This window comes from Paramesorhizobium deserti, from assembly GCF_001558695.1.
GTDB lineage: Bacteria > Pseudomonadota > Alphaproteobacteria > Rhizobiales > Rhizobiaceae > Paramesorhizobium > Paramesorhizobium deserti.
Map to the genome: position 1 here is coordinate 90,802 of NZ_LNTU01000038.1, position 12,939 is coordinate 103,740.

The following is a 12,939-nucleotide window of genomic DNA, read 5'->3' on the forward strand; positions in this document are numbered from 1 at the left end:
CATGGCCGACCTCCAGACATATCGCACGAAACGCAATTTCAAGACGACGCCGGAGCCCAAGGGGCGTAAGGCACGCAAGACCGGTGACAGCTATGTCATCCAGAAGCACGCCGCGCGACGTCTCCACTATGATCTGCGGCTTGAACTGGATGGCGTTTTGAAGAGCTGGGCGGTGACCCGGGGGCCAAGCCTCGTTCCCGGCGAGAAGCGGCTTGCCGTCGAGGTGGAGGACCATCCGCTCGAATATGGCGATTTCGAAGGGACGATCCCGAAAGGCGAATATGGCGGGGGGACGGTCCTTGTCTGGGATCGCGGCAGCTGGACGCCCGTCACCGATGCGAAGAAGGGGCTCGCCAAAGGCCATCTCGAATTCGAGCTGCACGGCGAGAAACTTTCGGGACGGTGGCATCTGATCCGCATGGCGCGAAATCCCCGCGAAAAGCGCAGCAACTGGCTGCTGATCAAGGGCGAGGACGAGGCGGCGCGGCCCGAAGGCGCTCCGGATATACTGGAGGAACGCCCTCGGTCGGTTAAAACCGGACGCGTGGTCGAGGAGGTCGCCGGCGAGGAGCCGGGCTGGTCCTCGAAAACGGGAAAGATCGAGCGCAAGGCGACGAAGCGCAAGACCAAGGCCGCTCCGCCAGCGACTGCCGAGGAGGCGCAACCGCTTCCCGATCCCGTAAAGATCAAGGGCGCGAAGAAAGCCTCGATGCCCGCATTCGTCGAGCCGGTGTTCGCCACCCTACAGGCCAAGCCGCCGATGGGTGCTGAATGGCTGCACGAGATCAAGTTCGACGGATACCGGCTGCAGGCGCGCATCGAGGCCGGGCGGGTCAAGCTCCTGACCCGCAGCGGATTGGACTGGACGAAGAAATTTGGCAAGGAAGTCACCGAGGCGCTCCGCGATCTGCCGGTCGGGTCGGCGCTGATAGATGGCGAACTGGTGGTCGAGACCGACGCCGGCGCATCGGATTTTTCCGCCCTGCAGACGGACCTGAGCGACGGGCGGACCGACCGCTTCGTCTTCTATGTCTTCGATCTCCTTTATCTCGACGGATACGACCTTCGCCGGTTGCCGCTCATCGAGCGCAAGAAGCTTCTGGAACGGATCGTCGGCGCACAAGCCGGAATGATCCGCTACAGCTCCCATTTCGAGGAGCAGGGCAGCCTCGTGCTCACCCATGCTTGTCGGCTGAGCCTGGAGGGCATCGTCTCGAAAAAGCGGGATGCGCCCTACCGGTCCGGACGCGGCAAGGACTGGATCAAGTCCAAATGCTCGGCCCGGCAGGAGTTCGTGATCGCCGGCTATGTCCCCTCGTCCACGTCGCGCAAGGCGATCGGCTCGCTGGTGCTGGGCTATTATGACCACGGCAAGCTCAAGCATGTCGGGCGTGCAGGGACGGGGTTCACCGCTTCGGTTGCCGAGGATCTCTACCGGCGGCTGGAGCGCATCCGCATCCCGTCAAGCCCCTTTGCCGAAAAGCTGACGGCGGAAGAAGCAAGGCAGGTTCGCTATGTCAGACCGGAGAATGTCGCCGAGATCGAATTTCGAAGCTGGACAGCCGGCGACAATCTCAGGCATGCTTCCTTCCGGGGCTTGCGGGAAGACAAGCCGGCGGAGAGCGTCGTGCGGGAAACGACGAAGATGGCACCTACCACATCGAAGCAGCCGCGGCGCAAGGTCCGGCTCACCCATCCCGACCGCATCTACTGGCCGGACGAGGGCGTCACCAAGGAAGGCCTTGCGGATTACTACACCGAGGTATGGCGGCATATCGCACCGTTCGTCGTCGGCCGTCCGCTTGCGCTGGTGCGGTGCCCGCAAGGCATCACCGGGCACTCGTTTTTCCAGAAGCATGCCTGGAAGGGGCTCAACCCGAATATCGTGCTCGTGAAGGACCCAAAGGATAAATCGGGTGAGCCGATGATCAGCATCAACGATCTCGACGGGCTGATCGGGTTGGTGCAGGGCGCCGTGCTGGAGATTCACCCATGGGGCTCGACCAACACCGACTGGGAGCGGCCGGACATGCTCGTGATGGATCTCGATCCGGGCAAAGGCGTCGCCTGGAAGGCGGTGATCGATGCCGCGCAGGAGACACGCGAAAGGCTTGCCCAGGCGGGGCTCAACCCCTTCGTCAAGACATCGGGCGGCAAGGGGCTGCACGTCGTGGCGCCGCTCGAACCCAAGGCGAACTGGACCGCCGTGAAGGCGTTCACCAAATCGATCGCAGATGCCATGGCGGCCGATAGCCCCGACCTCTATGTCTCGACCATCACCAAATCGAAGCGGCGCGGGAAGATCCTCATCGATTATCTGCGCAATCAGAGGGGCGCTACGGCGATCGCGCCCTATTCGAGCCGCGCGCGTCCCGGCGCGGCCGTCTCGACCCCGCTGACCTGGGACGAACTCGGCCCCGATATCGGCCCGGCCTATTTCACCGTCAACAACATGCCCACCCGACTGGCATCTCTGCGCAAGGACCCGTGGGACGGCTTCCGCGTGGCGGCGGTGCCTCTGGAGACGCCGAAGAAGCGCAGGAAGAAGGCCGCTTAGGGATTTTCGTTCCGGAACGGCAGAACCAACCACAACGGCTCTTTCCCAAAAACTTATCCCACAGTTCCTGTCCTGCCCTTATCCTTGCCCTCAGTTCTTCCCGCGGGAACGTGGCTCGCGACGGCGGGTCTCGCGGGGAAGGACCGGCGCCTCCGATGGCGGGAAAACGTATCCCGTCGTCCGGGGAGGCTCCGTCCAAGGGTTCCCCTGCCGGGACTACGCCCGGTGTGTGCTGGACGAGCACTTAAGGGGAAGGCCGAGACGGGACGTGGCAGCCGCAAGCTGCCGCGACGATCCCTAGCCTTCCCCGAAGCGGAACGGACGGAGACGGAAATCGCCGGACGGGCGGTCCTGTGACCGCGGTCGAACTCACTACCAAGGATCGAGCGTTCGCATGACCGCCCGTCTTCCCATTCCCGGTTCGGGGCGTTCTTTCTCAATGGCCAGACGCGGAAAGCGGGCGTGGTGATGATCACCTGCTGTCTTCCGCTGCCAGCGGTAAGCTCTTAAGGGCCCTTCGTTTATTTTAAGTGGAAATGCTGGCGGGACAGCGCGCCCTCTGCCCTGCTACGGGACATGTCGCCATCGAGGCAACCACGCGAGCTTGAGGATAACGCGAACTCCTACCAGTTGGTGAACGATCCATCGGTCCGCCGCAGGTGCGGCGGCTCGGAATACTCGAAAGGCATCTTCTGAAGCTCTGCCTCTTTGACGTCGATGCCAAGCCCTGGAGCATCAGGGACAACGTAGAAGGCACCATCCATCTCGATCTGCTTCGGGAACAGCGTGCGATTGTCGAAGCCCCAGTGTTGTTCGGCCGGGCTCTGACGGCATTCGAGCCATCCGAAATTTGCTACCGCGGCACCAAAGTGAACGGATGCGGCGGTGCAGATCGGGCCCAGCGGATTGTGCGGCATCAGGTCGATATAATGCGCCTCGCACCAGCCAGCGACCTTCATGGCCTCGGTGAAACCGCCGACATTGCAGATGTCGATGCGGCAGAACTGCATGATGTCACGTTCCACGTAGGGCAGGAACTGCCATTTAGAGGAGAATTCCTCGCCAATAGCGAAAGGCACATCCGTCATCCGACGCAGAGCCTCGTAAGCTGAGGGGGTTTCATCACGGATCCCTTCCTCAAGGAAGTCAATCGTGCCCTTAGGCATCTTCTGACAGAAGGAGGCAGCTTCCGCAACCGTTAGACGATGGTGATACTCGACCCCTAGCGTCAGGGTATGTCCGACTTCTGCCCGTGCCCTCGTCACCCATTCAGCCGTGGTCGCGATAGATTCTCGAGGTTCGAAGTGATCGGTGTTTTCCTGCCCAGTCGCGATGAAGCGTACGCAGTTCCAGCCTGCCTCCTTCAGCATCACCGTCTGCTTGACCATCTCCTCGCCGGGCTCCGCCGAGGTCGTGGCGAAAGCTGGCACAAGGTCGCGCTGCTTACCACCGAGCAGTTGATAAACCGGGACACCAAGCGCCTTGCCCTTGATATCGTGGAAGGCGATGTCAAGCGCTGCGATTGCCGCCGAAAGCACACGACCGCCCTCGAAGTATTGGCTGCGATACATTTCCTGCCACAGCGCCCCGCAGCGCATCGGATCACGGCCCAGCAAGAACTGCGCGTAGTGATCCAACGCGCCGGCCACAGCCTTCTCGCGGTAGGAAAGGCCTGACTCTCCCCAGCCGTGGATACCGCTGTCTGTCTCGACCTTGACGACAAGCTGATTTCTGGCACCCACGCGGGCGATGTAGGGTTTGATCGCGGTAATTTTCATTCAATCATCCAGAACGTGGAAGGCTTCAGCGAAGCAGGTTCGGTAGCCAGGTCGACAGCGGCGGGAAAAGGATAAGAAGCAGGATGATGCCGATCTCCGCGAGGATGAATGGCATCAGTTCCCGCATCAGCGGCGTCATGCGGATGTTGCCGATCTTCATCAGGATAAAGAGAACAACACCGACAGGGGGCGTGATAAGTCCCATGGCAAGGGACAGGATGATCACCATCGACGCCTGGATAGGGTCGATACCCAGTTGAAGAATAGTCGGCATCACCAACGGCACGAAGATAAGTAACGCTGCGCCGATATCGAGGAACATGCCGAGGAACAGCATCAGAAGCATCACGCCCAGCAGGAACAGCATGGGACTGCTTTCGAAATAGGGGGCGATAGCCGTTACGACTCCACCGATTCCCAACAGGTTGAGCGCATAGGAAAGGATCGATGCAGCAGCGACCAGGAGGTAGATCGTGGCACTGCCTCGTGCCGAGACGATGAGTGCATCCCAGAGATCGGCAAAGGTGATTGACCGGAACAGGAACAGGCCGAGCAGAGCTGCAACGAAGACAGCAATACCTCCACCCTCGGTGGCCGTGAACGCTCCTGTCACCATTCCGCCGACGATGATGAAAGGCAGAAGCATGACAGCTGTGCCTTCAAGCAGGAGCCTCGGAAGATCCTGTCGGCTTACGGTCACGAGGGATTTTGGTAGCCCGCTCCGCACCGATTTTATGAAGATGACCAGCGCACAAGCCAGGCCGAAGAGCACGCCGGGCACCACTCCTGCTACGAAGAGATCCACAACCGAGAGACCAGTCACCGCGGCCATTATGATCGCCAGGCCGGACGGTGGGATGATTGGACCGATAATGGAGGACGCGGCGGTAACCGCCGCGGAATATTGCTTCGTGTATCCTTCCTTGGGCATGACGGTCATGAAAAAGCGAGCAAGCGCGCTGGCATCCGCGACGGCAGAGCCGGACACGCCGGCAAACAGGACCGAGGTACCTACATTGGTATAGGCGGTGCCCCCGGGAAGGCGGCCGGTAAAGATGGAGGACAGATAAATGAGGCGGGTGGTAATACCGCTACGGTTCATGATCTCCGCGGCGAGTATGTAGAATGGCATCGCGAGGAAGACGAAGCTGTCTACCCCGGCAAAGAAGCGGGTGATGATGACCTGCAGAGGGATGCCGGCCAGCCAGACCCCCAATGTCCCCCCAAGCCCAAGCGCCATCGCGATCGGAATTCCTCCCAGCAACAGCACCATCGAAAGGATTGCAACCCAAAGCATTTTCAGTCCTCGAGGGGGATGAGGGGAGCGGAGTCAGTCATTCTCTTCGATGCCAAAGCCCGAGATCCAGCAAAGGACAATCTGAACAAGGATCAGTACGGAGCCGACGGGGATCGCCATGTAGGGAACAATCATGGGCATGCCTGAGGCCGCTGCATTCTGAGCAGCGTTTCGCATAGCAGCCGACCAGCCATAATAGGCGAGCAGCACGAACAGAAGGCCACCAACAGCGTAAAGAGCACCGCGAACTGCATGTCGGTATTTCAGCGACACGATGTCCTGGAGGCCTTCCACTGCCATGTGTTCGAGACGATAAACCGCCGTTACGCTACCCAGCATCATCAGCCACATCATGATGTAGCGCATTGTTTCTTCGCCCCAGCTCAGCGACGTTCCCAATAGGTACCGGCCACCAACCTGCGTGAAGTTGATGAGACAGACCACGAGCAGGATAGCCGCAGCGATGAGTTCACAACCTCGGGCGAGGCAGCGGGATATGTCGCGGATTTTCATGGTCGGGGATCCAACAAAAAATGAGGGTGCGCCGGCACCATGGCGGCACACCCTGGCAATCACTTAATCGACGTGGCCGTAGACTTTCTTCTCGGCGTCGGCGACAGAGGCTTCCATCTTCGATAGCAGGTCCTCACCCACCTGCTCGGCAATGTATCTCCGGACAGGCTGGTAAACGGCGTCCTTGAACGCGTGCTTCTCTTCGGGAGTGGAGGTGTGAACGATGACCCCCTTTTCCTCAGCAATCATCTTGGCGTAGATCCAGTCGCCCTTCGTCTTTTCGACATTTTCGACCGTCGCCATCACGCGCGCACCTTCCCGGACAATCGCCTGATGTGCTGGACTTAGCGCGTCGAACCAGGCCTTGTTGGCCACGATGATATGAAGGCCAAGAACATGTTCATTCAGCGTCAGATGCTTTGCAACATCAGCCGCTCCGCCAGCATAGAGGACGGGCGGAGGATTCTCGAGACCATCAACCACACCCTGCTGCAGTGCCATCACAGCTTCGGACCCGGCGATGGGAGTGGGGTTGGCTCCAAGCGCCTTCACCATTTCCATGTAGACGGGGCTTTCCATCGTTCTGATCTTCAAGCCCTTCATGTCATCCGGCGTCTTGATCGGACGAATATTGTTGACGAAGGAGCGGAAGCCATTCTGCGAGAATGCAAGAGCCTTGATGTCTGTCTTCTCCTCGATGTCGTTCAACATCCATTCGCCGAATTCACCGTTCATCACTTCCCAAGCCACAGGGGCCGAGCGAAAGAGGTAAGGTAGCGACCAAACCTGGATCGGCTGGTAAAAGCCCGCGAAAGCGCCGTCTGATGGGAGAGTCATCTCAAGCGTTCCGGCCTGAACCATTTCAGTGGTGTCTCTTACGGACCCCATCTGGTTGCCGGGAAAGAGGCGCACGGTAAGTTCACCGTTGCTCTTGTTCTCGACATAGTCCTTGAAGGCCTTCGCCGCGTTGTATTCAGGATTATCCCCCTCGAACATTTCGAAGGCGAACTTTATCTCCGCTGCCGACCCCGCGGTGGCACCGAACACCATGGCAGCACTCAACACGAGCGCCCGTGTAATGTGAGATCTTGATTTGAACATCCGCGATTACTCCTCCAACCATCTGCGTTTGTTTCACCTATGAAAATTCAGAAATTGTACAAAGTCAATGTGCATTGATGTATGATCCCAACTACGCTAGATGAGTCAGGTGTTTCGAAGAGAGGCGAACGTTGATGTTGAATGGAAATTCTGAACCTGCCGGCGTCGCCCAACGGGCTCTTATGGAGGAGTCGTTTCAGCCTCTACACGAGCGGATGCGCGAGGACATCATCAACGGCGTCCTCACAGAAGACTCTTGGCTAAAGACCCATGATCTCGCTCGCCGATACCAGGTCAGCACAAATCCTATTCGCGAGGCCCTGCATCAGCTCAGCGGGGAAGGCTTTGTCATCATTCGTCGCAATCGCGGAGCCAGGGTCAGGACATTGGACGAAGCCTTCGTTCGGAACATCTTTGATATTCGCGCCTTGATCGAGCCCTATCTCGTCAGCCTGTTCGTGGAACAGGCAACGGAGGAAGACCTGGCAGCCATGGAGCAGGTTCAGTTACGCATAGAAGAGCGACCTGCGGACCAAATCGAATTGGATCGGCTGGATGATAGCTTCCACGGGATCATGTATGATCGACACTTCAACCAGGAAGCGTTAGCGATCCGGCAACGTCATAGCGAGGTCGTTCGGGGACTTGCCCGGCGATATCCCGTCAGTCCAGCTCGACGCCTTGCCATGATCGAGGAGCACAGGGCGATCATGGAGGCGGTTGCGCGTCATGACGTGAAGGCAACACAGGAAATCGTCGAGAAGCACGCTCGCGCGGCGGAACGAAATCTCATTCAGCGGATGAGGCAAGCGGTTAAAGGATCACCACCGGCCTGGGCAGGTTAGCAAAACCTCATCCTCAGCACTGCTGGTGTTGGCCGCTAGTGACAGCCAATCTCCCCCGCGCGGGGGAGATGCCCGGCAGGGCAGAGGGGGCGCTGTCCCGTCAATGTTTCCATTTCAACGTAAAGTACCAAGAACAATAGAGAAATAACTACCTCTTCGCCTTCTTCTCGGCCGAGATGCTCTTGCGCAGGGCGTCCATGATGTTGATGACGTTGCTCGGCTGTTCCGGTTCGGGCTCGGCTTTCGCCTTGGCGGGCTTCTTCCGCCCCTTCTTCTTGGCGGTGATGATGTCGAGCAGGCGGTCCTGCACCGGGTCCTTCACCATCGAAGTATCCCAGGGATGCGTGCGTTCGTCGATCAGCTTTTTCAGGAGCGTCATCAGCTTCTTGTCGGCCGCGACCTCCTTGATATGCCCGAAATAGGCGTCGGGATCGCGCACCTCATCGCCATAGCGCAGCGTCCACACCACGATGCCGCGTCCGCGCGGCTCCAGCATCACCGCCCGTTCCCGGCGGTACATGACGAGGCGTGAAATGCCGACCGTGTCAGTCGCCGCCATGGCATCGCGGATGACGGAGAAGGCTTCCTCGCCGACCGGGTCGTCCGGCACCATGTAGTGCGGCGTGTCGTACCAGATCCATTCGATGCTGTCGCGCGGCACGAAGACGTTGATGTCGACGGTCCGGGTGCTTTCCAGCGCCACAGATTCGAGTTCCTCGTCTTCCAGGATGACATATTCGTCCTCGCCGCTCTGATAGCCCTTGACCTCGTCGTCCTCATCGACCGGCTTTTCCGTCACCGCGTCGATATAGCGGCTGACGACGCGGTTGCCCGTCCCGCGGTTGAGGGTGTGGAAGCGGATCTTCTCGCTCTCCGTCGTGGCCGGGGTCATCGCCACCGGACAGGTCACGAGCGAAAGTTTCAGATAGCCTTTCCAATAGGTGCGGCGGGCCATGGCGTGCATTCCTCGACTATCAGGAGAATGATCGAGGATGTCGTTTGTTCCAGTAGGAACAATAGGCCGGCTGACGAGTTGGACGCCCGAGAGGTGATCATCATGCCCAACACAGCAGACATTCTCGTCGAAACGCTCATCAACTGGAAAGTGGAGGTGGTCTTCGGGTTGCCGGGCGACGGCATCAACGGCATCATGGAGGCGTTGCGCACGCGCCAGGACCGCATCCGCTTCGTGCAGGTCAGGCACGAGGAATCAGCCGCCTTCATGGCCTCGGCCTATGCCAAATGGACGGGCAGGCTCGGCGTCTGTCTTGCTACCTCTGGTCCCGGCGGCACACATCTCCTGACCGGGCTTTACGATGCCAAGCTCGACCAGGCGCCGGTGCTCGCCATCACGGGCATGCAGTTCCACGACTTGATCGAGACATGCACGCAGCAGGATGTCGACCTCACGCGCGTTTTCAATGATGTCGCCGTCTTCAACGCGCAGGTCACCGACGCCACCCATATGGAAAATCTCGCAGGCCTCGCCTGCCGCTCCGCCCTGGCCAAACGCGGCGTCGCCCACCTGTCGATCGCCAGCGACGTGCAGGAAGTTCCGCTCAGCCAGTCCAAGCGTTCCAAGCGCAACCGGCCCTCGCATGTGCCGGACAGATGGTTCGAGGGCAGCAGGTTGCCCGATCCCCGCGAACTGGAAAGGGCGGCGGAGATCCTCAACAATGCCGGCAAGGTCGCCATTCTGGCCGGGCGTGGGGCACGGGGCGCGAGCGCCGAGCTGGAGCGGACCGCTGATCTGCTCGCGGCGCCGGTCGCCAAGGCGCTGCTCGGCAAGGCGGTGCTGCCCGATCAGCATCCCTTTACGACCGGCGGCATAGGCATTCTCGGCACGCTTCCCTCGCAGGAGGCGCTGGAGGAATGCGATGCGCTGCTGATCGTCGGCTCGACCTTCCCCTATATCGAATATTATCCCAAACCCGGAAAGGCGCGTGGCATCCAGATCGACCGGGACGCGCAGCGCATCGGATTGCGCTATCCGGTGGAGGCGGGACTGGTGGGAGACGCCACGGAGACCTTGCGGCTCCTCAATGACAGGCTCACACTCAAGAGCGATCGCAGCTTCCTTGAGAAAGCTCAGGCCGGGATGAAGCGTTGGCGCGCAGCAATGACGCTTGCCGAGAGCAAGGACGATGTACCGCTGAAGCCCCAGCTGGTGGTGAAGGCGTTCGGCGATCGCCTGCCCGACAATGCCATCCTCGCCACCGATTCCGGCCAGAACTCCGAAATTGCCGCGCGCCATATCGATATCAGGGAGGGGCAGGATTTCGGCGTCTCCGGCACGCTGGCCTCGATGGCTTGCGGACTGCCCTATGCCATCGCTGCCGGAATAGCCTTCCCCGAACGGCCGGTCTTCGCCGTGGTCGGTGACGGCGGCTTCGCCATGCAGATGGGCGAGTTCTCCACGGCCGTCCGCTACCGCATTCCGCTGAAGGTGCTGGTCTTGAAGAACAACATGCTGAACCAGATCGCCTGGGAGCAGATGATGTTCCTCGGCAATCCGCAGTTCGGCTGCGAATTGCAGCCGATCGATTTCGCGATGGCCGCCGAAGCGATGGGCGGCATCGGCTACAGTGTGGCGCAGCCCGATCAAGTTCAATCGACGCTTGATGCCGCCTTCGCCGCCGAAGGGCCTGTCGTGATCGAGGCGGTGGTCGACGCCTATGAGCCGATGATGCCGCCCAGGATGCCGCCGGATTATGAAGGCAATTTCCGCAAGGCGCTGCCGGAAACGCCGGGGCATGAGCTGATCGGGGAAAATATCGGCGAGGAACCGCTGAAATCGCTGATGAACCATGAGTAGCGGGAGGAGAACGGATGGCGCTCGACCTGATCTACGCCCGCCACCGCATGGTCGACAATCAGCTTGCCCGGCGCGGCATCAAGGATCAGAACGTCCTTGATGCCATGCGCGATGTCCCGCGCGAGGAGTTCGTCGATCCCGGCTTCGAGGAATTCGCCTATGAGGACGGGCCGCTGCCGATCGGCGAGGGGCAGACGATTTCTCAGCCCTATATCGTCGCGCTGATGATCGAGGCGGCCGGGATAGAGCCCGGCGACAAGGTGCTCGATGTCGGCACCGGCTCTGGATATGCGGCCGCAATCATGGCGCGGATCGCCGGACGTGTTTTCACGATCGAGCGGCATGCGGCGCTGGGCAAGACGGCGCGCCGGCGTTTCGAAAAGCTCGGTTTCGACAATATCGAACTGCGCATCGGCGACGGCACGAAGGGCTGGCGGGAGGCCGCGCCGTTCGATGCGATCATCGTCGCGGCCGGCGGGCCGGGGCCGCCGCAGATGCTGATGGACCAGCTCGATATCGGCGGGCGGCTGGTCATTCCGGTCGGCCCTGAAGCGCGCAGCCAGCGCCTTTTGAAGATCACCCGCACGCGCGGTACCAAATTCGAGGAGGAGGATCTGGGCGGCGTCATGTTCGTGCCGCTCATCGGAGAACAAGGCTGGGGAGAACAACGTCAGGCGGACGACGAAAATCCGGGCACCGGGCATTCTTCGCTTCGTCGTTCGCCTGCTCTCAGTCTTCCGGCGATGATCGCCGCCGCCGCGGAACCCTTGCCGGAGATCGACAGCCCGGCTTTTGGGGAATTGTTCGACCGCTTCGCCGACAGGCGCGTCGTGCTTCTGGGCGAGGCGAGCCACGGCACGTCCGAGTTCTATCGGGCACGGGCGGCGATCACCCGAAGGCTCATTGAAAAGCACGGCTTCACCATCGTCGCCGTCGAGGCCGATTGGCCGGATGCCGCGGCCGTCGATCGCCATGTGCGCCACCGGGCGGCACTGGCCGATGGCGAATTACCCTTCCGGCGCTTTCCCACCTGGATGTGGCGCAACGCTGATGTCGCGACCTTCATCGACTGGATGCATGAGCATAACCGGGATTTGCCGCCCGACCGGCGCGCCGCCTTCTATGGGCTCGACATCTACAACATGCGGGAATCCATTGCCGCGGTGCTGAGATATCTCGACGAGGTGGACCCAAAAGCCGCGGCAGCCGCGCGTGAGCGCTATGGCTGCCTCACCCCTTGGCAGAGGGAGCCCTCCACCTATGGCCGGGCGGTGCTGACGTCGGGTTATCACAAATGCGAGCAGGCGGTGATCGAGCAATGCCGCGCGCTTCTGGAGAAGCGGATCGATTATTCGCTGAAGGACGGCGAGGCTTTCCTCGACGCCGCGCAGAATGCCCGGCTGATCGCATCGGCCGAGCGTTATTATCGGATCATGTATTATGGCGGCGCGGAATCCTGGAATCTGCGCGACACTCATATGTTCGAAACGCTCGAGCATCTGCTGGAGGCGCATGGGCCGGCGTCGAAGGCCGTTGTTTGGGCACATAATTCCCATATCGGCGATGCCCGCCATACCGAGATGGGCACGATCCGCGATGAACTGAACATCGGCCAGCTCTGCCGCGAACGCTACGGGGATGCGGCGGCCCTAATCGGCTTCGGTACGCATACGGGAACGGTGGCCGCGGCCCGGGATTGGGATAGCGATATGCAGATCATGCAGGTCAGGCCCTCGGATGACGAAAGCTATGAACGCCTGTGCCATGATGCCGGGAAATCACGCTTCCTGCTCGATCTTGGCCGTGACGAGCCGCTGCGCCGTCGTCTGCTGGAACCGCGGCTGGAGCGCTTCATCGGGGTGATCTACCGTCCCGATACCGAGCGCATGAGCCATTACGCCCATGCGTCGCTGCCGCAGCAATTCGATGCGTTCGTCTGGTTCGACGAAACCTCCGCCGTCACGCCGCTTGGGCCCGAACACGTCAGGCCCGATGTGCCCGAAACCTACCCGTTCGGGCTGTGACGGCCTGCC

Annotated in this window: 9 protein-coding genes; 4 read left to right on the forward strand and 5 right to left on the reverse strand. The window is 60.7% G+C overall.

Annotation, left to right across the window (positions count from 1 at the left end; all coding sequences use genetic code 11):
- The first annotated feature begins 1 nt into the window (after position 1).
- Entirely contained in the window at positions 2-2,557 is a 2,556-nt protein-coding gene (ligD, locus tag ATN84_RS21475; protein ID WP_068884552.1) for a DNA ligase D, read from the forward strand.
- A 623-nt stretch (positions 2,558-3,180) separates the two neighbouring features.
- Here ligD and ATN84_RS21480 read toward each other — a convergent pair.
- From ATN84_RS21480 to ATN84_RS21495, 4 genes are all read right to left on the reverse strand, one after another.
- Entirely contained in the window at positions 3,181-4,335 is a 1,155-nt protein-coding gene (locus tag ATN84_RS21480) for a mandelate racemase/muconate lactonizing enzyme family protein (protein WP_068884553.1), read from the reverse strand.
- A gap of 25 nt (positions 4,336-4,360) precedes the next feature.
- Complete coding sequence (locus ATN84_RS21485) at positions 4,361-5,632, reverse strand: TRAP transporter large permease (RefSeq protein WP_068884554.1); 1,272 nt, start codon at positions 5,630-5,632, stop codon at positions 4,361-4,363.
- Between the two features lie 33 nt (positions 5,633-5,665).
- Complete coding sequence (locus tag ATN84_RS21490; RefSeq protein WP_068884555.1) at positions 5,666-6,145, reverse strand: TRAP transporter small permease; 480 nt, start codon at positions 6,143-6,145, stop codon at positions 5,666-5,668.
- Between the two features lie 63 nt (positions 6,146-6,208).
- Complete coding sequence (locus tag ATN84_RS21495; protein WP_153020348.1) at positions 6,209-7,195, reverse strand: TRAP transporter substrate-binding protein; 987 nt, start codon at positions 7,193-7,195, stop codon at positions 6,209-6,211.
- Positions 7,196-7,380: 185 nt separating this feature from the next.
- On the opposite strand from ATN84_RS21495, the gene ATN84_RS21500 reads away from it, so the two are divergent.
- Positions 7,381-8,091 (forward strand): GntR family transcriptional regulator, encoded by a 711-nt coding sequence (locus ATN84_RS21500; protein WP_201026423.1) that lies wholly within the window; start codon positions 7,381-7,383, stop codon positions 8,089-8,091.
- Between the two features lie 148 nt (positions 8,092-8,239).
- Here ATN84_RS21500 and ku read toward each other — a convergent pair whose 3' ends face one another.
- Positions 8,240-9,046, reverse strand: coding sequence for a non-homologous end joining protein Ku (ku, locus tag ATN84_RS21505; protein WP_068884558.1), 807 nt, complete (start codon positions 9,044-9,046; stop codon positions 8,240-8,242).
- A gap of 102 nt (positions 9,047-9,148) precedes the next feature.
- On the opposite strand from ku, the gene ATN84_RS21510 reads away from it, so the two are divergent.
- Positions 9,149-10,906 carry a thiamine pyrophosphate-dependent enzyme gene (locus tag ATN84_RS21510; RefSeq protein ID WP_068884758.1) on the forward strand — a complete coding sequence of 586 codons (1,758 nt, stop codon included), beginning with the start codon at positions 9,149-9,151 and terminating at the stop codon, positions 10,904-10,906.
- Positions 10,907-10,920: 14 nt separating this feature from the next.
- Positions 10,921-12,930: a protein-L-isoaspartate(D-aspartate) O-methyltransferase gene (locus ATN84_RS21515; RefSeq protein ID WP_068884559.1), complete on the forward strand. Its 2,010-nt coding sequence runs from the start codon at positions 10,921-10,923 to the stop codon at positions 12,928-12,930.
- Positions 12,931-12,939 lie beyond the last annotated feature (9 nt).